Source organism: Pseudanabaena sp. UWO311 (assembly GCF_006937785.1).
In the GTDB taxonomy this organism is placed as follows: Bacteria; Cyanobacteriota; Cyanobacteriia; order Pseudanabaenales; family Pseudanabaenaceae; genus Pseudanabaena.
Genome location: NZ_SJEE01000043.1, coordinates 18,776 through 39,197, shown reverse-complemented (window position 1 = coordinate 39,197; position 20,422 = coordinate 18,776). Strand labels below are relative to the sequence as shown.

The 20,422-nt window shown below is 40.4% G+C and carries 22 protein-coding genes; 7 read left to right on the top strand and 15 right to left on the bottom strand.

Annotated elements, in window-relative coordinates; translation table 11 throughout:
• Nucleotides 1-195: 195 nt before the first annotated feature.
• The 4 genes from PseudUWO311_RS22150 to PseudUWO311_RS22135 all read right to left on the bottom strand — a co-directional run bounded on the left by PseudUWO311_RS22150 (nt 196) and on the right by PseudUWO311_RS22135 (nt 3,734).
• On the bottom strand, nt 196-579 hold the full coding sequence (locus tag PseudUWO311_RS22150) for a (2Fe-2S) ferredoxin domain-containing protein (protein ID WP_142657400.1): 384 nt from the start codon (nt 577-579) through the stop codon (nt 196-198).
• 67 nt (nt 580-646) lie between these two features.
• On the bottom strand, nt 647-1,228 hold the full coding sequence (locus tag PseudUWO311_RS22145) for a thylakoid membrane photosystem I accumulation factor (RefSeq protein WP_142657399.1): 582 nt from the start codon (nt 1,226-1,228) through the stop codon (nt 647-649).
• 117 nt (nt 1,229-1,345) lie between these two features.
• Nucleotides 1,346-2,113 (bottom strand): GTP cyclohydrolase I, encoded by a 768-nt coding sequence (gene folE, locus PseudUWO311_RS22140; RefSeq protein ID WP_190303616.1) that lies wholly within the window; start codon nt 2,111-2,113, stop codon nt 1,346-1,348.
• A gap of 886 nt (nt 2,114-2,999) precedes the next feature.
• Entirely contained in the window at nt 3,000-3,734 is a 735-nt protein-coding gene (locus PseudUWO311_RS22135; protein WP_142657398.1) for an SDR family oxidoreductase, read from the bottom strand.
• Nucleotides 3,735-3,772: 38 nt separating this feature from the next.
• On the opposite strand from PseudUWO311_RS22135, the gene PseudUWO311_RS22130 reads away from it, so the two are divergent.
• Nucleotides 3,773-4,333, top strand: a complete 561-nt coding sequence (locus tag PseudUWO311_RS22130) for a hypothetical protein (RefSeq protein ID WP_142657397.1) — start codon at nt 3,773-3,775, stop codon at nt 4,331-4,333.
• A 168-nt stretch (nt 4,334-4,501) separates the two neighbouring features.
• Here PseudUWO311_RS22130 and PseudUWO311_RS22125 read toward each other — a convergent pair whose 3' ends face one another.
• On the bottom strand, nt 4,502-5,002 hold the full coding sequence (locus PseudUWO311_RS22125; RefSeq protein ID WP_142657396.1) for a hypothetical protein: 501 nt from the start codon (nt 5,000-5,002) through the stop codon (nt 4,502-4,504).
• A 92-nt stretch (nt 5,003-5,094) separates the two neighbouring features.
• Between PseudUWO311_RS22125 and PseudUWO311_RS22120 the strand changes: the two genes are divergently transcribed.
• Nucleotides 5,095-5,547 (top strand): peroxiredoxin, encoded by a 453-nt coding sequence (locus tag PseudUWO311_RS22120; RefSeq protein ID WP_142657395.1) that lies wholly within the window; start codon nt 5,095-5,097, stop codon nt 5,545-5,547.
• A 32-nt stretch (nt 5,548-5,579) separates the two neighbouring features.
• Here the strand turns inward: PseudUWO311_RS22120 and ispD are convergent, their stop codons facing one another.
• The 5 genes from ispD to PseudUWO311_RS22095 all read right to left on the bottom strand — a co-directional run bounded on the left by ispD (nt 5,580) and on the right by PseudUWO311_RS22095 (nt 11,090).
• Nucleotides 5,580-6,266 (bottom strand): 2-C-methyl-D-erythritol 4-phosphate cytidylyltransferase, encoded by a 687-nt coding sequence (gene ispD, locus PseudUWO311_RS22115; protein ID WP_142657394.1) that lies wholly within the window; start codon nt 6,264-6,266, stop codon nt 5,580-5,582.
• A gap of 3 nt (nt 6,267-6,269) precedes the next feature.
• The gene (locus tag PseudUWO311_RS22110; protein ID WP_103669593.1) at nt 6,270-6,488 is read right to left on the bottom strand and encodes a DUF2839 domain-containing protein; all 219 of its coding nucleotides are present in this window, start codon (nt 6,486-6,488) and stop codon (nt 6,270-6,272) included.
• Between the two features lie 262 nt (nt 6,489-6,750).
• Nucleotides 6,751-8,154, bottom strand: a complete 1,404-nt coding sequence (locus PseudUWO311_RS22105) for a diguanylate cyclase domain-containing protein (protein ID WP_190303615.1) — start codon at nt 8,152-8,154, stop codon at nt 6,751-6,753.
• 11 nt (nt 8,155-8,165) lie between these two features.
• Nucleotides 8,166-10,634, bottom strand: coding sequence for a hybrid sensor histidine kinase/response regulator (locus tag PseudUWO311_RS22100; protein ID WP_142657393.1), 2,469 nt, complete (start codon nt 10,632-10,634; stop codon nt 8,166-8,168).
• Between the two features lie 81 nt (nt 10,635-10,715).
• Nucleotides 10,716-11,090, bottom strand: a complete 375-nt coding sequence (locus PseudUWO311_RS22095; RefSeq protein ID WP_142657392.1) for a hypothetical protein — start codon at nt 11,088-11,090, stop codon at nt 10,716-10,718.
• A 252-nt stretch (nt 11,091-11,342) separates the two neighbouring features.
• Between PseudUWO311_RS22095 and PseudUWO311_RS22090 the strand changes: the two genes are divergently transcribed.
• A complete protein-coding gene (locus tag PseudUWO311_RS22090; RefSeq protein WP_142657391.1) occupies nt 11,343-12,764 on the top strand; it encodes a diguanylate cyclase domain-containing protein in 1,422 nt (473 codons plus the stop codon).
• 100 nt (nt 12,765-12,864) lie between these two features.
• Here PseudUWO311_RS22090 and PseudUWO311_RS22085 read toward each other — a convergent pair whose 3' ends face one another.
• A complete protein-coding gene (locus tag PseudUWO311_RS22085) occupies nt 12,865-13,281 on the bottom strand; it encodes a hypothetical protein (protein ID WP_142657390.1) in 417 nt (138 codons plus the stop codon).
• Nucleotides 13,282-13,337: 56 nt separating this feature from the next.
• Nucleotides 13,338-14,135, bottom strand: coding sequence for a TetR/AcrR family transcriptional regulator (locus tag PseudUWO311_RS22080; RefSeq protein WP_142657389.1), 798 nt, complete (start codon nt 14,133-14,135; stop codon nt 13,338-13,340).
• 65 nt (nt 14,136-14,200) lie between these two features.
• Here PseudUWO311_RS22080 and PseudUWO311_RS22075 point away from each other — a divergent pair, with 65 nt between their 5' ends.
• Nucleotides 14,201-15,193 (top strand): Rieske 2Fe-2S domain-containing protein, encoded by a 993-nt coding sequence (locus tag PseudUWO311_RS22075; RefSeq protein WP_142657388.1) that lies wholly within the window; start codon nt 14,201-14,203, stop codon nt 15,191-15,193.
• 168 nt (nt 15,194-15,361) lie between these two features.
• Here PseudUWO311_RS22075 and PseudUWO311_RS22070 read toward each other — a convergent pair whose 3' ends face one another.
• Nucleotides 15,362-15,970 carry a TIGR02466 family protein gene (locus PseudUWO311_RS22070; protein WP_142657387.1) on the bottom strand — a complete coding sequence of 203 codons (609 nt, stop codon included), beginning with the start codon at nt 15,968-15,970 and terminating at the stop codon, nt 15,362-15,364.
• 24 nt (nt 15,971-15,994) lie between these two features.
• Here PseudUWO311_RS22070 and PseudUWO311_RS22065 point away from each other — a divergent pair, with 24 nt between their 5' ends.
• The 3 genes from PseudUWO311_RS22065 to PseudUWO311_RS22055 all read left to right on the top strand — a co-directional run bounded on the left by PseudUWO311_RS22065 (nt 15,995) and on the right by PseudUWO311_RS22055 (nt 18,849).
• Nucleotides 15,995-16,627, top strand: coding sequence for a YqiA/YcfP family alpha/beta fold hydrolase (locus PseudUWO311_RS22065; protein WP_142657386.1), 633 nt, complete (start codon nt 15,995-15,997; stop codon nt 16,625-16,627).
• 239 nt (nt 16,628-16,866) lie between these two features.
• Nucleotides 16,867-17,634: a serine O-acetyltransferase gene (gene cysE / locus PseudUWO311_RS22060; RefSeq protein ID WP_223807692.1), complete on the top strand. Its 768-nt coding sequence runs from the start codon at nt 16,867-16,869 to the stop codon at nt 17,632-17,634.
• Nucleotides 17,635-17,715: 81 nt separating this feature from the next.
• Nucleotides 17,716-18,849, top strand: a complete 1,134-nt coding sequence (locus PseudUWO311_RS22055; protein ID WP_142657384.1) for an amino acid ABC transporter substrate-binding protein — start codon at nt 17,716-17,718, stop codon at nt 18,847-18,849.
• 48 nt (nt 18,850-18,897) lie between these two features.
• On the opposite strand, the gene PseudUWO311_RS22050 is transcribed toward PseudUWO311_RS22055, so the two are convergent.
• Both PseudUWO311_RS22050 and PseudUWO311_RS22045 read right to left on the bottom strand, forming a co-directional pair.
• On the bottom strand, nt 18,898-19,497 hold the full coding sequence (locus PseudUWO311_RS22050) for a phycobiliprotein lyase (protein ID WP_142657383.1): 600 nt from the start codon (nt 19,495-19,497) through the stop codon (nt 18,898-18,900).
• 443 nt (nt 19,498-19,940) lie between these two features.
• Complete coding sequence (locus PseudUWO311_RS22045; RefSeq protein WP_190303614.1) at nt 19,941-20,339, bottom strand: hypothetical protein; 399 nt, start codon at nt 20,337-20,339, stop codon at nt 19,941-19,943.
• Nucleotides 20,340-20,422: the final 83 nt, after the last annotated feature.

Sequence of the window (20,422 nt, the reverse complement as noted above, 5' to 3'; positions counted from 1 at the left end):
CAAAGCTGCTCTTTCTCAGTAGTCAATGTCATACAATCCAAGAGTTTTGTTGAGAGTGTTGCGAGGCAACACTCTCAACAAAACTCTTGGATTTAGGGAACTCCAAAGAAAAAATGATCCATATAAAACCCCAAAATATAGCGGCGGGCGTAGCCCGCCGCTATATTTTGGGGTTTTATATTTTGTGTAAGTCCCTTAGTTTTCTGGAGACACAAAGGCGTAATCAGAGACGACTTTTCCACCAATAATATGCTCTTGCAGTACTCGCTCTAGTACTTCGACAGTTGCTGAGTGATACCAAACCCCATCTGGATAGACTAATAAAATTGGGCCGCGATCGCATACGCGCAAGCAATTAGTTTTAGTCCGAAAGATTTTTGTTTCGAGATCGAGTTCTTTAATACGGCGCTTGAGATAGTCCCATGCTTGTAAGCCAATCTCTTTTTGGCAACAGAGGGGCTTAGTCTGATCAGCACATAGGAATAAATGCTTCTCGATTTGAGGAATCGACAAATTTGCCGCACGAGTTGCTAGTTGCTGACGCACCAAATCTAAATCTAAGACAATATCTTCATTCATCACTTTACAAGGAGAGCGTTTAAGAAAAAAATTGTGGCGCGGCGAAGCCGCGTCACAATTTTTTTCTTTAGGGATTCAATTCGTTGATGACTTTATCGGTTTTACGGAATTTTAATTCGGGAGGAGCATCAGGTAGATGCAGTAAGTCACGAATTGCCGAGTCTAGTTCTTCAAATCCAAACAGCCCTTCGCGATCATAAGTAACTTTGCCTTCACCAGAAATTAGTACTGTTTGGGGCACTGTCCCTTTGTAATAATATGCTTCGTCGGCTGGGGTGTAGTTGTTTGTTTGTAAGTCTAAGCTATCGACAGGAACTGCAATCAGACTAATCGTTTTACCATAAAATCCTTGAGCCAAGTTGAGAATGGGCGAAAAGCGCTTACAGTCAGCGCTGTCATCGACATAAAAAACTAACATTGCGGCTCGACCTAGCTCAAGGGATTCAGCTAAGCTAATTCGAGGTGGAACAATGGAGCCATTGCCTCCATAGAGAGCAAATATATTACCGTCATAGGTATCATCGGTAAGTTTTGCTTGCACGGGATGAGCATCACCAAATACAGTTCCTAGCAATATACTTAGGCTTATACAACTTGCGATCGCCACCAAAAAAATCACATCAAAAGATCGCTTCAGCCAATTTTTCATTATCTTCAATATAAATTCTGCTACCAATCACTATAGATGCTAGCCATAACAAATTAAAACCCAAAGGGCATAAACGGCACATAGTGCCGTTTATGCCCTTTGGGTTTTAATAACACTTTATGAGTCGCCAAAGCCGTGGGCGCGAATCAGATCAAAGAATTCTTTTTTCATCGATGGATCTTGTCTGAAAGAACCGCGCACGATCGAGTTAACCATCTTAGTTTCAGGTTCTTTGACTCCACGCCAAGTCATGCACATATGCTGCGCTTTGATCACAAAGGCAAGTCCTTTAGGTTTGATCAAATCTTCAATGGTATCAGCAACCATAATCGCCGCTTCCTCTTGAATATGAGGACGACTCATCACCCAGTCCACGATGCGATTAAATTTTGATATGCCAATTACTCGATCGCTGGGAACAATCCCAATCCATGCCTGACCTACGATTGGCACAAAGTGGTGAGAGCAAGCCGAACGGACTGTAATTGGACCAAGAGTATAGATTTCGTCAAGTTCTTTAGCATTAGGAAAATCTGTAACCTTAGGCATGGGATGATAACGCCCCTTAAACACTTCATCTACATACATCTTAGCTACGCGACGAGCCGTTTCTTTAGTGTTGTGGTCGTTCGCGGTATCAATAATCAAAGAGTCAAAGACTCCTTGTAGTTTTCCTTCAATTTCTTTTTTTAGCTCTTCGCGTTCAATATCGCTGATGTGATGAGCGATCGTGTCATTGGCAAAGAAAGGATCGCCAGCCGCGATTACGCGATCGCGAATAATTTGTGAGATTGCTTTTCTAGTGGGTAGAGATTCGATGACTTTGGCGAGTTTTGAATCGTTCTCAGAAGTGTTGCTGACAGGGCGAGAAATACTGATCGTCATGGTGTGATACTTACTAGATATCCAGTGAATTAACTTAAAGGTGAGGAAGCCGAAAAAATGCCGAGAAAACAGTAATTAAACATCAAAAATTTTGCGCTTGAATCAAACTAACTCCACCAGCATAAAAAGGTGTTTAACTAGCAATTCAAACTATAAAATTTAATATATTCTCCCATATTCGCAGATCTGCGGGAGTTATTGCTTCTCTCAATAGATTGAAATTTTTTTGTCTTGATTTAACATTCATTCATAATTCTAGACTATTCCTTAGCTGCTATAAGTGATTATGGTTAAGTTTCAGTTAATTCCATCCGTAAGATAGATATAGCGGTTTTTGTTTTTTATGCGGTAGGCTAAAAGCTCAAAGACCTGACTGGGATTGAGTTTTTGGGTTTCAAATACATACTCATTTGAAAACCTCTATAGGGCTAATTGGATTTGGATAGTCTTTACGTTGCAATATCATCTATAAGCAAATACTTATTGATTTTTTGTGATCCATAAAATTTATAGAAGCAGATAGAGTATTTACTTGACACAAAGAACGTTTATCTAAAATTAATCTGTCTTCAAATTTTTTATAAAAAACAAAACACAAAGCCCAAAAGCCTGTATTGCCTGCTAGACAGACAATACAGGCTTTTGGGCTTTGTGTTTAATTGCGACATAGTGGTTGCACCACTATGTCGCAATTAAACACAAAATGGCTACGCCATTTTGTGTTTTGGTATTAGAAGGGGGTAGATATAGCTATAGTCACCCGTATCAGGACAAATCAAAACCCAAATAGTGTGAGGTGGCGCAAAGCGCCACCTCACACTATTTGGGTTTTATGTCCTAGCAAGAATGGCGACAGCTATAATTCCCCCATCAAATAGCCATAGGCTCAAAAAGCTTCTGCGTTAGGCATGATCACAAAATCATTGATCATCGCATCGGCAGGAAGATTTACCAAAGTCATAATTGCATCGGCAACAGTCGCTGGGCTTAACATGGCTGCACGATTAAAACTTGGGGGCACTTTATCACCTAGGGTATCCCATAGGGGCGTATCGACCGAGCCAGGGCAGATAGACATGACTTTGATGCCGTGCGGCTGCTCTTCTAACATGATCGCCTGAGTTAAGCCCAGTAGCGCAAATTTACTGGCACAATATGCGCCCCAATTAGGGAACCCTTGCTTAGCAGCGATCGAAGCAACGTTAATTACTTTTCCGCTTTTTTGCGATCGCATGGTTGGCAACGTTGCTTGTAGACACTGAAATATACTGGTTAAGTTGAGATCAAACAATTTTTGCCATTCGGTCAGGGGCATATCGATCAATTCACCGATATAAGCCATGCCAGCGTTGTTAATTAAAATATCTACGCCGCCCATATCAGCAACAATTGTTTGTATCCTTGCTGAGACTTGAGAGATATCACCAAGGTCAATCGCATAGCCTTTAGCATTGCTACCTGCGGGTAGTTCGTGGAGAATGCGATCGGGATTACGGCTAACCAGACTCACCTGTGCGCCTGATTCTAATAGTCGTAATGCTACCTCTTTGCCAATACCGCTACTTGCACCAGTAACGATCGCTCTCTTGCCTGCTAATTTACCTGATACTGTATCTGTCATGGTTTAACTTGTTTTCCTTTAGTCTATGTCAAAAGTCTATGTCAAAAAAAGTAGGACGGAGCTTTTGGTTGCTATGGCTGATTGCAAATGTTATTGGCAATATGCTGTTATCTAGCTTTGTTTGGGAAGACCCTTATGATATGCGATCGCGTATTTTTCTCAATGAAATACTGCATGGAGTGGGGATTTCGATCGCTCAGTCTTTAGTGCTGCGCGATCGCTTTGCCAAGGAAGGCTGGTGGTTGCCACTAACTATGTGGGGATGGATTTTGGGGCTAGCGATTGTATTTTTCCTGCCAAACCTATCACTACGTTCTCATGCGCAAAACATGCCATCACTATCAATTTTGATGATTGATTTTGCACTTATTGGGACTATTGTTGGTATTTGCCAATGGCAATTACTCAAATCATTTCGGGCGGCGGGTGGTTGGCTACTTGCTAGCCCGATCGCTTTGTCGCTAAGTACTTTGGGGCTATATTTTGGCTATATGGCGAAATCCACAATATTGGCTAGCGCTTTGCAAGGGGCAATCTATGGCGCAATTACTGGATTCACTGCCATCAAAGTTCTGCGATCGCCCAAAGTTAGGAAGTAAGTACTTTTCTTGTAAATAACATCCCCTCGCCAAAAAATAAGTCGGATTTACCCCTTTTAAATTCCCCTTGCAAAGGAGAAAAACTAGAAATCTTGTTCCCTCCCCTTTGCAAGGGGAGGGCTAGGGTGGGGTAAATTTAAAATAAGAAATTGACTAAAAGTGTCGCTTTTACTTTTCTGAACTAGATTCAACAAAACGTAAATCTCTTTTTAAGAATGTTTTTTCGCCTGTATCAGTATCCACTGTTGCCCTAATTAAGCTAGTGCGAATTACTAACAGTTTTGCCATGTAATAAGGACTATCGGGCTCAAGAATTAATACACGATCGCCTACTTGTAATGGTCTAATTGTGGGAATTGGTAGAACTCGCTCCAATGATTTGCGATCGCTTATTTCTGGGTTTGCAGCAACATTGCTTTGGCGATCTTTGATTAAGCTGTCTACATATTGCTTGAGCTTTTTTTCTAAATTAGCTTCGAGGATCGCTAAACGATCTTTTTCTGTGTTTTTGCCATCAGGCTGACTTAAAATCTGTCGTAATCCCTCTACAACTAACTCAGTTTCGGTTTTGCCAGTTGTTTTGACTTGTTTTAGCAAAGCTGTATAAAGTTCACTAGATAGCTCAATCGTCATTAGGTGATTAGGGCTTTGAAGTTTAGAATGTTCCATGGTGAGTATTCTTGATAAGATTATGGTTGGCTGCGGAACAAGTACTATGCTCCAGTCTAAATCCCAAATCAAAAGGTAATACAGGAAATTCTATGTCTGTCGAAGTTGGTCAAAAAGCTCCAGATTTTACTTTACCTAGCGATCGCGGTGATATTACACTCAGTCGCTACCAAGGCAAAACAAACGTCGTACTAGCATTTTACCCAGGGGATTTTTCGCCTCTTTGTACTAATGAAATGCAGTGCTTTGCAGATGATTGGACAAAGTTTCGTGAAGCTGGAGCAGAGATTTTAGGTATTAGTACTGACCCAATCGAAAAACATATTGCTTTTTCCAAAAAGTTGGGCTTACAGTTTCCCCTGCTCAGCGATCGCAACCAAGATGTTTGCAAAAAATATGGGGTTGCAGGTTTGTTTGGTAGTAAACGCGCCTACTGCATCATCGATATTCACGGCATCGTCCGTTATAAGCATATTGAGTTTTTGCCAGTTTTTAAACGCGAAGATTCCGAACTCTTGGTCGTATTGCGAAGTCTCAAAGCATAAAAAAGATGGAGTGCTTCGCACTCCATCTTTTTTTATACATCTCTTTGCTTCAAAATAAATTCAGCGATCGCTAGATCCTGTTGAGTGGTGACTTTGAGATTAGTTTCTTCTCCCATCACAATCTGTACTGCCAAGCCAACTTTTTCTAATAAAGCCGCGTCATCGGTAACTTCCCATCCTAACTCTATTGCAGTGAGATGAGCATTTTTGATCACTTCTAATTGGAAACCTTGGGGAGTTTGAGCAGCCCAGAGATGATCGCGGTTGGGGGTATCGACAATGGTTAGACCATCGACGATTTTAATAGTATCTTTGACGGGAACAGCCGCAATGAAACCTTGCATCTTTTGCAAAGCTTCATCACAGCGATCAAATAATTCAGGAGTGGCTAAGCATCTTGCGCCATCATGAATTAGAACGCGATCGCAGTCTATTGGTAAAGCTTTTAAGCCATTAAATACAGAAGCTTGACGGGTTGCTCCACCTTGAATTAGTCGAATTGGTTTAAGTTGACTAATCTCATTAAAAATCTTTTGAAATTCTGGATAGTCATGGGGTTGTCCCATTACGCCGATCCAAGCGATCGCTTCTGACGCGATCGCGGCTTCTAGAGTCCATTGCAAAATTGGTTTGTCTAGCAGTGGTAGCAGCAATTTATTGCGATCGGCCCCCATGCGTTTGCCGCTACCCGCCGCAGGAATTAATAAATGACAGGTCATAGGTTAATCGGCAAGATGCCACCAACCAAAGGCGGGGCCAATAAACCGAATCGTCACCCAAATGACTACCATTGCACCAATGCCATACCAAGCCGCTTGGGTAGAAACTTTCACAAATGTGTCAGCCTTGTCTTTGGTTAAAAAAGGTATCCAAGATGCGATCGGCTCTGAGCTTCCATACTTTTCACCCATGACTTCCTTACGGCGCTTTGACTCGCCCATAGCTATTGCTCCTACTAACTAAATAATTTATCCCATGATATCAGTTAGGTTTCTTAAAACCCAAAGGAGAGTTGCGGCGCTTCGCGCCGCAACTCTCCTTTGGGTTTTAAGGGCTTACATAAAATAATTGATCCCCAAAATATGGTGGCGTGACTATGAGATCAGAATTGTCGTCGGTGTCTTTAATTTTTCGTTACCAAGAAATTCGATTTTTTAAAGCCTTACAGCAAGAGCATTATTTGGAGATGAGTGAGATGACGATCTATCGTATAAGTGATGCGATCACCCGATTTCTTCCTCGATTTTTTGCCTCATACATCGCTTGATCGGTACGGGCAATTAAGCCTTCGATACGCCGTTCCGATGAGGGAATCAGGCTAGCGACACCAATGCTCAGGGTAATAAGATCGCTTATATCAGAATTATCGTGAGGAATTGCGAGATTGGCGATCGCGGTTTGGATGGTTGATGCAACCTTTAGCGCCCCTTCCATATTTGTATTGCTCAAGATCACAGCAAACTCTTCGCCACCATAGCGAGCTACTAAATCAGTTGGACGCTGTGTGACTCTAGCAATTTCCTGTGCAACTCGAATTAAACAATCGTCTCCAGCCTGATGCCCATTACTATCGTTGTAGCGTTTGAAATAGTCAATATCGATCAGGATTAGTGAGAGAGGATTTTGTTCTCTTTGATGGCGTAGCCATTCTGTTGCTAGGTAATCATCAAAGCAGCGACGATTGGCTATCTGGGTTAAACCATCTAAATTAGCAATTAATTCCAATTTGTCATTTGAGTTCTGTAAAGCGAGTTCAGTTTGCTTGCGGGTGGTAATATCGCGGATCGTAATCGCAAACCCATCGCCTAACTTCACGACAACATAGTGATACCAACAAGAATCCCCTGAAACATAGTGAAAATCTTCATCTAAAGGTTCGCCCGAATCAACAACTTTCGCAAAGCGATCGAATAAGTCTGGAGAAATTTTTTTAAGCAGCTCTTTCAGGAATGATTTGCCAATTAAATCTTCACGCTTATGGTTGAGGACTTTAGAGACAATGGGATTAACCGCCAAGCAACAAAAATCTTGAATATCGCCCGTAAGCGGATCTCGGACTGCTTGCATAGCCGCAATTCCATCTAATGAACTATTTAAAATGCCAGAAAGGATAGCTCTGGATTGATATAAGATTTCTTCAATTTCCTTGCGTTTTATAATTTCTTCTTGCAAGATTCTATGTTGTTTCTGAATCGTTAAATGAGCTTCTAAACGAGCCACGACTTCTTCGATTTGAAAGGGCTTCGTGATATAGTCCACACCACCCACTTGAAATGCCTTTAATTTGTCAAAAGCTTCGTCTAACGCACTGATGAATAGTATGGGAATATCACGCAAATCAGGATCGGCTTTAAAAGCTTCACAAATTTGATATCCATCCATCTCTGGTATTTTCACATCTAATATAATTATGTCGGGGAGTTTCGACTTTATAGTCTTAAGTGCTCTACTTCCACTGATAGCACAACGAACTGTGTAGCCAAGTTTAGAGAGCGACTCAGTTAACAACTTTAAATTTTCTGGTAAATCGTCAATTAAGAGAATATTGCCTTTTTTCTTAGATAGAGAATCAAGATTCACTAAAGCCCCTTTAACTAATTGATACATGGTTTTCTCATCTAAGATAATAACTCTAGTATTTCATCAAATTTATATTGACGGTTATGTTGCTTGAGAACTTTTACTAGATGCGATTCTTGGTTAGGGATCTCTTGAATCAGTTCTGTAACGCGATTACTATCAGCTTCAAGTGAAGCTTTGTATATTTGCGATCGCCATTGCTCAGACATTACGGCTAAATCTGTAGATGACAATACCAGCTCGAGGCGATCGCTAATTGTACCTTCAGGAGCTATCTCCTGATAAATGTATTGCACGCCTATATGCTTCGCAAGAGTATCAAAAATTATATGTTCTTTGAAAGGCTTACGAACAAAGTCATCGCAGCCCGCCGAAAGCACGATCGCTTTTTCTTCTTCTAACACACTTGCAGTTAAAGCAATTACTGCCGTAGCATTACCTTTGCTGGTGGATTTAATATATTTAGTCGCCTCATAACCATCCATCACGGGCATCCGCATATCCATCCAGATTAAATGTGGTTCCCACTCATCCCAAATCGCGATCGCCTCTTGTCCGTTACTGGCTTCTTTAATCTCAAATCCTAAAGGGGCGAGGAGCCTCACTAATAATTGACGGTTAATCGCTTTATCATCCACTGCTAAAAGTTTGTAAGTCGGTTGATTGGGGGCGATCGCCATGACTCGTCTTGGCTCAGTCTCTTCATTACTAGTTTCCTTACCTAATTGCGCCTGAATTGAGAAGTTAAAAGTTGTCCCTTTACCCAATTGACTCTCGACCGTAATGTCTCCTCCCATTAACTGCACAAACTGACGACTAATTGCTAATCCTAATCCTGTTCCTTCTTGAGCTTCTCGTCCTGATTCTGTTTGCCTAAAAGCCTCAAATAATTTGGCTAATTCTGTAGAGGAAATCCCCACTCCCGTATCACGAACGCTGAAATTTAAAGTATATTCTTGAGGATCTTGATTTTCTATAGAATTGACACTCAAAACCGCTTCGCCTTGATGCGTAAATTTCAGCGCATTACTCAATAAATTTAGTAAAACCTGACGTAATTTCACTCCATCTGTATAAATATAATGGGGCAAATTATCACCGCGATCGAAGATTAGCTCTAATCCAGCATTTACAGCTTGCAGATGCAGCATATCGTCCAAATCATCAAGCAATTGATAGAGGTCAATATCCTTTTGATTGAGAGTCGTTTTCCCTGCCTCAATTTTAGAAAAATCCAATACATTATTGATTAAAGTTAGTAAATATTCTCCACTATGCTGAATAATTCCTGCATTTTCATACTGTGCAGATGGTAAATGTTTGGTGCGTAACGTAAGCTGCGAGAAACCAATGATTGCATTAAGAGGCGATCGCAGTTCATGGCTCATGTTGGCAATAAAAGTGCTTTTTGCCTGATTTGCCACTTCTGCATTGTCTTTAGCAATAACTAGCTCTATGGTACGTTCTTCCACTCGATTTTCTAATGTTGCAAATGACGTTTGTAGCTCTGTTGCCATTTGATTAAAAGACTCCGATAAGGTTGCTAATTCTGTAATATCCTCAAAGCCTAAAAAGTCTTGTTCGAGTGAAGATTTTTGCCATTCTTGCTGCGCTAGCGTTTGGCTTGCTCGACTTAATTTCTGGATCGGCTTGGTAATTCGACGTGCAGTCAAAATACCAATTCCAATAGCAATTAATAAGGTAAAACTACATAGAACAATTGTCCATTGAGTATTTGCCTGAATTTCTGCCATGAAATCAGATTCAGGAATAATCACAACCGTTAACCAATCCAAATCTACTTGATCCTGAAATGGAACAATTTGAATGTAATATTTCTGGTTATCAATAATTAAGCTAAGATTTTGACTATTTTTAATTTGGTAAAAACTCTTAAAGGAATATTTTAAATAAATAGATATTTTTTGAAATAAGAAGTTACTACTATTAAGAACATTTAGTCGGCGTTGGGAAATAGAATTATTTCTACTAGAGTTTTGTTTAGGAGTTGGTGTAGTTATTTCCTTACTAAAAGGATCTTCTCCAGTGGAAGTGCCAATCACTAAGCCTTCTCGATCTATAATAAAAGCTTGACCAGTTTTGCCTATTTTTAGGCTTTTTAAGAAATCCCCCAGTTGTGTTAAAGATACTGACGAACCAACAATTCCTTGAAAGACATTGTTGCGATCGTAAAAGGGCATAAAGTTTAAAGCAACAAAGGCAGATTTATCAGTCTTAATGCGTTCAACATTAATTATCCAAATCAACCGATTGGCTTTTTTGGCTTTTTCATACCAAGGATCGTTTGGTGGATATTTATGGGTATCAAATTTATTGGAACTTCTAACTAGTTTAAGTCGGTTTCCTTGATCGTCGGCAATGTAGCTATTAAAAAAGTAATTAGTTGATTGATCTCTGATACTAAGCATCTGAGAATTATCGTCATTTTTTTGTAAAATCAAAAGTTCTTTTTGTTCATTAGACTTAATCGGAAATAAAACAGCCAAAATGCCATCAAACTCTTATGCAATAAGCATTTTATCGATTTCTTGGGTGTTTCTGAAAACCTTATGTAGTAAGGCTTTCACTTATTTCCGATTAAGTCTATTAATAACACCTAAAGAACCGATGCCATCAAAAGCTTGCAGTTGTTGCCTAAAGTACTGCTCTAAACTACCAAAATCTTGCCAAGGAATCATATCGAGTTTAATGGCATTAGCATTACTTTGGAGAACTTCTGTAGGTTTACGAAAGTAGTTTTTTAGGTTTTCATGAATGCGATCGCCTACCTCACTCATTAAAGATTTAGAAATATTTTCTACTGCTTTTTGCCCACTATTATAGGAAAGATAACCAACTAAACCAACTGCACCGACAATTTGTAAAACAAAGGGAATAATCAATACTAATCTCAGAGAGATTTGGCGATTTTTTGGGGATTTTCGATTTTTATCGCTAATCATTAACTCACAGAATCTATTAGGGAATGGAAAATCAGAATTATTTAGATGTTATTGGAACACAATCACAGAGGGAAAATATGAAGTAGAGAATATAGAAGTTAAAAAGTTTTGCAATAAATTCATATTAATTTCCGAAAAGTATGCCTACAATTTCGGGTACTGAAAACTAAATCCATTAGTAGCTCTAGTTTCTCAAAATCGCATTGCCATCGTGAAAATTGGTATTATAAAGTAATATGACAAGTTAAATAAATGATATTATCAGAAAATCCAGATACGCCGATTCAAAAATCTTTCCTCTCCTTACCACCTTCCATATCGATCAAGAAAGCGATCGAGATGATGGCAGAATCACGAGCAAGCTGTGCCATCATCATTGAGAATAAGAAGCTGCTGGGGATTTTCACAGAACGAGATGTCGTCCGCGTTACAACAAACACAAACCTCGTTGAAATCCTGACTTTAGCTGAGTTGATGACGAAAGAAGTCATTACACTAAAAATTTCTGAAACTGAAGATATCTTTGCACTATCACGACTATTTAGCAGAAATCGAATCCGTCACCTTCCAGTTATAGACGAACAAAATCAGGTAGTGGGAGTTGTTACACCTCATAGCATCCGAAATCTTCTAAAGCCTGAATATTTACTTCGTTATGTTCGCGTAATGGAAGTAATGAGTCAGCAGGTGATCTATGGATTGCCATCCGACTCAATTCTTGTGGTCGCTCAACAGATGGCAATCCATCGGATCAGTTGTGTCGTTATTGTCGAGCCTCAAACCCTATCACCTATAGGGATTCTCACTGAGCGAGATGTTGTGCGGTTTCATAAATTGAATTTAGATTTTACTCAAGTTCCTGCCAAAGATGTGATGAGTACACCACTCTCTACAATGTATCCTCAGGATTCTCTTTGGAGCGTTCATCAGCGAATGCAGGAGCTAAATGTCCGTCGATTGGTAATCACACATGCAACAGGTGAATTGGCTGGAATTGTAACTCAAACTCAAATGTTGAAAATGCTCGACCCGACTGAAATGTATCATGTCATGGAGCAAATGCAGGGAATTATCGATCAACAGACAAAGGAATTGCAGCAGCTCAATGATAAACTCCAAATTGCAAATGTAGAGTTAGAACATCTATCGAGTGTAGATGAACTAACGCAAATCTTGAACCGTCGTCAGCTTAATCAGTTCCTTGCTCATGAATGGGAACGTCTAGCAAATCTTGGGAAGCCTTTATCATTGATTATGTGCGATGTTGATTATTTTAAAGCTTACAACGATACCTATGGGCATTTGGCTGGAGATGAATGTTTGATCAAAATTGCTAATGCCCTGAGACAAGCAACTCGACAAGCTTCAGATTTGGTTGCCCGCTATGGTGGTGAAGAGTTTGTTGTAGTTCTACCAAACACCAATAGTAGTGGTGCTGAGCGCGTTGCAAAAAGTATTCTCAATGAAATTAAAAATCTGGAAATACCTCATAGTTCTTCTAAAATAACGGGTTACGTCACGATTAGTTTGGGAGTCGCCACAGCAGTTCCAGATCAAACTAGTTCTCCAGCAATATTATTGCAAATTGCCGATAATCTCCTCTATCAATCGAAGCAACAAGGACGAAATACATACTGCCTTGAAGTACTAGAAGCACATCCATTAACTACCTAACAATTCCAATACACAAGAATACCGACTAAGGCAATCCTAAAGTAGTAGGGTGGGAAATGCTCACCTCGCTAATTAGGGACTTGCGAAATCTGACCTATCTTTAGTTCTCAACTTTTTCTCTACGCCATTCTTGTGCGATCGCAGATGACCACAATAAGAACCCAATCAAAGATAATCCTGATAAAGCATCAAGCCAAATTAGCCCATGCATTTTTAATGACATTGGCATAGTCATGGGATAGAGGTAATGTCCTGGACTTGAAACACTAGTAATGGAGTAAGCACCTAGAAATAAATAGGAGATCAAGAATGAGCCTTTTGTATATAACCAATAACCGCATAGTCCAATCGGTGTCATCACGATTACAGTAGCCCAAACACCCATAGGTGTAAACCATTCGGGGCCAGGATATTGATCCAAAAATATGGCATTGTCGCTATAGTGCAGCCAAGTCGAAACAAGATTGAATATCACGATCGCAAGAAGAGTATATTGATGCTGGAATGGGCGATTCATGGATGACTCCTATTGAGTTATGCGATTGATCCTGACATAGGTGAATTAAACTCAATTCACCCGATAGTTTCAACAAATTGCTTTCCACAATTTTTGCATAGATAACATTGCTTACCTCTACGCTGTCCATTTTTTGATATCTGCTTAGAGTAACAATGAGGACATATCATTACTTTCATTACACTATGGATTTTATCCCCAACTGTATCGCCGACATAAGGCTCTAAATAAGCCACCAGCAAATCTTCTATTTCCAGAGCTAGCATTTGTCGATGTTGCAAATCGGGGTTGCGAAGTGCTGACAAAATTACAGCATTACTGCTATGAACGCAAACCTCAGATAACAGACTTAACTGCAAGTCATTTAACAATGGATTTCTATGCCGCAAAATATCCGCCAGAAAGTTGATAGCTTCCTGAGTCATGCTTTCATCTATAGACTGAAAGACTTGACGGTTTGTATAAAACTGGATAAACATTACTCGTGATACAGGATGTGCAAATAGTTGCGAAATAGCTTTTACAAGCAAATTGATCATCTGCCGTAGCGGTAATGAGACTATTGCTGCAACATCAGTCTGCGCCCACATCGATTTAACCCTCTCCGTATGGCGTAATTCCATTGTGTTGAAAATACTTGCCTTGTCGGGAAAGAATTGGTACAGAGAACCAACGGCTGTACCTGCTTTGGCGGCGATCTGATGGGTAGTTGCAGCTTCATAACCCACCTCGTCAAATACAGCTGCGGCAGCTTCTAGAATTTTTTCAACGCGAGCTTTGCCGCGTTTTTGGCTAGGTTGGCGACGCAAACCATCAGTAGATTTATTTGTTGACAAATACGAATCATTCGTCATATATTCAAAAGCGACAGATTATTCATGATTTTATAAATATTTAACTATATCGAGAGGGTATTGTCATGGCTTCTATGCTGCAAGGTGCACCTTGGTTGATTGCCCATACCTCTATGTTAGCAACTAATCAGCCGAGCAAAGTCTCTGTATATGGTAATGATTATGTAATGTGGAAAGATGCTAAGGGCAATGTTCATGCTTTGCCGAATGCTTGTCCGCATATGGGAGCGATGTTGTCTGAGGGATGGTGTGAAATAGAAAGTAATGGTGAAAGCGCGATCGCTTGTCCGTTCCATGCCTTGCGTTTTGATGCGTCAGGTTGCACAGTACTGCCTGATACTCATAAAAAAACTTTGCCACTTTTGAAACCATTAGAGCTAATCGTGCAGGGTGATTTCATCTGGACTTATGGAGGATGTGAACCGAAGGTAGAGATTCCCAACGTTTTGAATGAGATTGTCAAAAGCTATAAATTTATCGGTCATACAGGCGATCGCAGTGTTAAGACAGATTTGTTGACGATGCTGCTGAATATGCATGACTACAATCACCAAAACGGAACACATCGAGAATTGTTTCGGATTACGGAAGTTCATTTTCAGAAATTTATTGATCAAGGACATCTATCCCATGCCTTCTACGAGATGCCCACGGCTCCCTATAGCTTGACGGAAAAAATTAAAAAACCAGATTTATTCCTTTTACCTTCTAGATTAAAAGCTCATTTAGAGAATCACTTCCCATCTTTTGTGATTTTTTGCACTGAAACTTCTCTAGGTAAAATCACTCAATGCCATTTTTTTGTTCCAGAAGATGAAAATCGCACTCGTACCTATATTTTATTGTTTGCTCAGGTAAACCATCCCATGTTTATAGTATTCGGTAAAACTTTCCTAGATTTTGCCAAGGTCATAGTTGACCAAGATGCTGATATTCTCGGCAAGATTTATCCCAATTCGCCGCAGAAAGTGAAGCTAAATAATGAGGTGGGTATGGATTGGGTAAAAAGGAATTTTGCAAGTTTTCCCAATGTAGTTGAGCCTAGTCTGTCGAAATAAGCGATCGCTTCGCAAGTAATCGCTAATTACAATGAATAGTGCATGGTGAGATCAATCCAATTGGAAGAACTTCATCTCGAATTAGATAAGCTCCAGATAAGCCATCAGAGATCGTATGATGAAAAGTGATAATTAATTCAGACAACATAGAAAATATTAGTTTTTAGTTCAACGTAAATCTTTGTAAGTCATGCTGATATTAAAACTAATACAAACACGCTCTTCATCGCTGAGATTCGGCTCCACACCATGATTTAGCCAACTTGGAAAGATGATCATTTTACCTTCAGTTGCTTTATAGGTGATCTTTTGGATCGTCCAAGGAGAGAGTTCTGTAAGTGCAGGCATAAACATATGAGCGACATCACGAGGATCTCTAAAGAAAATGCCCCCACAGTTCTCCTCAGCCTTCACATAATAGACTCCACTGAGAACCGAATTCGGATGATTATGGACAAAATTAAAGGCGAATTTTGGATTTACAACTGCCCAACAATTCGTGATAATCATTGTGAACTTTGTTAAGTCAAAACCAATCTCTTGTCCAGACTCTAGTGCGTTGGTTGTGGCAATTTTGGCGATCGCTTGAAAGTCTGCATGTTGATTTAAATTATCTTTGCTGTGCCAGCCAAGTCCATTTGACCAACTAACACCTTGATGGTCTTTCTGCTTTTCATCATAAATTGCTTTCAGCAGTTTTTTGTTTAGCTGCTCATAATTAGGAATATCAAAGTGCCAAATCGGAGTAGGAAACCAGTCATCTCTCTGGGCTGTCATCAATTACATCATTCCTGAATTCAAATGAATTATTTATATTTACATGGCTTTGCGTCTAGTCCACAGTCTACCAAGGCAAAATTTATGCAGAAAAAATTCGCCGAAGTGGGGCTAACTTTGCATGTGCCCGATCTCAATCTCACCGACTTTTCGACTACGACGCTCTCAGACCAACTTACATACCTCGATCGCACTTATCTCGATAACAGCGAACCACTTGTGGTGATTGGTTCTAGCCTTGGTGGATTTTTAGCCGTGCAACTTGCCGCCCAAAAAACACAAGTCCAAAAACTAGTTTTGTTTGCCCCTGCTTTTGGATTTAGTCAGAGAATCTCCAAAGCATTAGGTGAAGAGAATGTTACTAAATGGCAACAAGATGAAATTCGCGAGTTTTATCATTACGGTATGAAGCGTAATGTAAATTTACAATTTCAATTTTTTACTGATGCTCAAAAATATTCCGAGGAAAAGCTCACGCGATCGCTACCTACTCTTATTTTTCACGGCATCCATGATGATGTTGTGCCAGCATCTCTCAGTGAAGAGTTTGCCAAAAGGCGATCGCAAGTTACTTTAAGGTTATTAGACGACGACCATGCTCTTGGTAAAGATTTAGAAAGCATTTGGCAAGATATCAAGCTTTTTTGTGATTTCTGAAATATAGCGCTTTGCGCTCAAACTCGAAGCACATAATTTCTTGAAAGTGCTGCTTTGCAACACTTTCAAGAAATTATGTGCTTCGTTTGATCTGAGCTACTTAGCAAATAAAAGAGTTACTTCACAATACTTCAACAAATACTCACTCCAAAGGGTAGTTACTTTTGATACAAAGCATCCGTTAGGATCTTAAAATCAGCAGTAGCATTTAAAAAAGGGTTTTAAAACCGTTGAAAAATATTATCAAGACATTGCGAGCTGACTTCGCTATCATTTTTGAGCGCGACCCTGCTGCGCGTAACTGGCTAGAAGTGCTGCTATGCTATCCAGGACTCCATGCGATCGCCCTATATCGCTTTGCTCATTGGCTGCATACTCTTAAGTTACCCGTGATTCCCCGCATGATCTCGCAATTTGCGAGATTCCTAACGGGCATCGAGATTCACCCAGGCGCGAGAATTGGCATGGGTGCATTTATCGATCACGGTATGGGCGTGGTAATTGGTGAAACTGCGATCGTTGGTGAATATGTATTGATCTATCAAGGCGTTACCCTTGGTGGTACTGGTAAACAATCAGGCAAGCGTCACCCCACCCTCGGTGACAATGTAGTTATTGGCGCTGGCGCAAAGGTTTTAGGCAATATTGAAATTGGCAGCAATTCGCGGATTGGCGCTGGCTCAGTTGTTTTGAAATGCGTGCCTCCAGATTGCACCGTAGTTGGCATTCCTGGACGGATTGTGCATCGTCATGGTGTAAAAGTTTCCGCTCTCGATCATTTTCAGGTTCCCGATCCTGAAGGCGATGTCATCCGATCGCTGATTGGTCGTGTTGAACAGTTGGAAAGACATGCCGAGGCTCATACCTTACATCCCATTAACAACTATATTATTGATTCAGAATTGCTCAAGAATGTTCGCCCTCGCCACCTTACGCCATGTGATCGCGCTGATCATTTTGACCATCCTCCAGAATATGAAGGGTTTTCGGAAGGCGGTGGTATTTAATAAAAAAGGCTTGCGACGCGAGCCTTTTTTATTATGTGCAAGCCGCTATAATGCAATCAAAAAAGCAGCTTAAAAATATTCATGCATTATCAAAAGCGATCGCCTAATCAAGGTATCTGGCAAGTCTGGAAAAAGTTTCTGAATAGACTAATTCATAGCGCATTCTGGCAAAAGGCGATCGCTTTGTTATTAGTAGGTTTATGTGTTTTTGCCTTAGCTGCTTGTGAGCCAATTCCAGAGCCAAATCAATCAACTATTGGTAGTGCCAATCGACTCAAAAATGTACTTAGTCGTGGCAAGTTGGTTTGCGGTGTCAGTGGCGAGTTACCAGGATTTAGCTTTGTAAATAAAGAAGGCAAATATTCGGGACTAGATGTCGATATTTGTCGCGCGATCGCGGCGGCAATATTTGACAATCCTGAAGCTGTGCAGTTTCGCAACCTTAATGCCAAAGAGCGTTTTACAGCCTTGCAGTCTGGTGAAATCGATGTGTTAAGCCGCAATACGACATGGACATTAAGCCGAGATACAGCCTCTCGTCTTGCTTTTATGCCTGTAGTTTTCTATGACGGTCAGGGAGTGATGGTACGCAAAGATAGCAATATTAAGGCGATCGCTGATCTCAAGGATGCCGATATTTGCGCTCAAACGGGGACAACCACGGAGCAAAATCTCGCAGATCAAATGCGTAAGCGTAACCTTTCTTATAAACCTGTTGTTTATGAAGATGTGAATGCTACTTTTGCGGCTTATCAGTCACAGCGATGTAAAGCAATTACCGCTGATCGCTCTGCGCTGGTAGTGCGTCGAACTCGACTCGCTGATCCTGAGAATCATGTAGTTTTAGATTTTGTAATTTCCAAAGAGCCCCTAGCTCCTGCTGTTGGTGATGGAGACTCGAAATGGTCAGATATTGTCAAGTGGATTATTTTTTCTGCGATCGAGGCAGAAGATTTAGATATTTCTTCGACTAATCTCTCGACTCAATTACAAAGTAAAAATGCGGAAGTTCGGAGATTTCTAGGAGTTGATGGCAGCTTAGGTAAAGATATGGGGATCGCCAATGACTTCACGGCGCGAGTGGTTAAGCATGTCGGGAATTATGCCGAAATTTACGATCGCAACCTTGGCAAAGATAGTCCATTCAAATTGCCCCGTGGACAAAATGAACTCTGGAAAAATGGCGGATTAATGTACGCGCCACCATTCCGATAAAAAAAGGAGCGCGAAGCGCTCCTTTTTTTATCGGAATGGTGGTAGTTTTTACCAGCCAAAAATTGAGGCGATCGCAGGCTGTGCCACAGCATTATTCTCTTCCGACACCTCAGAACTATTAGATTCTTCAATCAGTTCTTCAGTACAGAAAGTCGCCTGAGTAAATCCACCAAATTGCTTGACTGAGCTTGCCCGCATCCGCACATTTGGAGCTGGGAACCAGAACCGCTCATAGGAACTCATAGAAGGATAATCAGTGATTAATACCAGCGCTTCTTGGTCATCGATTTCATAGCGACCAATCACGGGCATAATTTCTGCATAGCCACGTTCGCGTAGAAGCTTACCTTTACGACCTGTCTCATCATCTGGCACAAGTGCAAATACAGTTTCACCAGAATGATTCTCATCATCTTCTTTATCCCATGCCATCGTGCCATCCCACTTGACATAGGCTCCGCCGATCGCAGTGGCGGGTTCTACTTCATGCATTTGACAGATTTCGATAACTTTTGGATCATCAGCATTGAGTGGATTAACATAAATTTCCGAGCCACCTTTTTCGGCTCTACGAAAAGCTAGATGATGAGTTGTCCGCTGCGATTTCCATTTGCCTGCACTTTTTTGAAAAAATTCTAAAGCATTCATAATAATTGTTGATAAATATAAAAAAATTGAATGAGCAGTTTAAATGAGAAATTTGTTATTCAGATTTTGAGCCAGAAAACATTCCTTTGAGATTTCGCCAAAAGCCCTTGCCAGAAGAAGATGATGCATCTTCTATATTTTGACTATTGGTTGATAGAGCGTCCATTTTAAAGTTAATTGTAAAATTACTCTAATGCGATCGCCCCGATTCCAAGAGAAAAACTTTGATTGTCAGAATCAGTCTAAGAATTAGGATCTGTTGGATACATATTCTTCTACATATTTGCTTATGTAAGTTCTATAACCAATTTTACTATTGAAAACATTGTAAGTACATCGACACAATTAAAAAACCAGAGTCAAAAATCTAAACCGCCCGCTACGCGGGCAGTTCAGATTTTGGGTTTTTATATTTAATTGTGCGTAGGTACTTAAATGGCATCTTAACTGAGAGATCTTTTTCCCATCCCGATCGCCTTTGAGCGCTTTGGCGTTTTCACAATTGCAATTCCAGTTATTGCCAAACCATACTCATTGATATGATCAGCCATTCTGGGAAGTAGGAACTTCGCATTTTTGACGTAGTTTTTAGCCCATAGCTTTGATAGTTGATCTCTGGCTTCTTCATTGACATAGATATTTTTGTCTTTATCAATCATGGTCATTGCCACATCGCCATCTCTTACAGTGATCACAAAGACACAATCTCCACTCTCAGCGGTTAGTTCTTCGTACCATTCATCGATATGTTCTGCTAGTTTGTCTTGATAAAGAGATAGAGACATACTTTCTTCTTGCAGCAAGGCTTTTCGCAACGAATTTGATATTTCTCTAGTTCCCATCGATTTATTGAGCCTATCAGTACTTGTTAAGTTCAATACTAGTCGCAGCAATCCTTACCGTCAAACTTAACCGTCAAACTTAC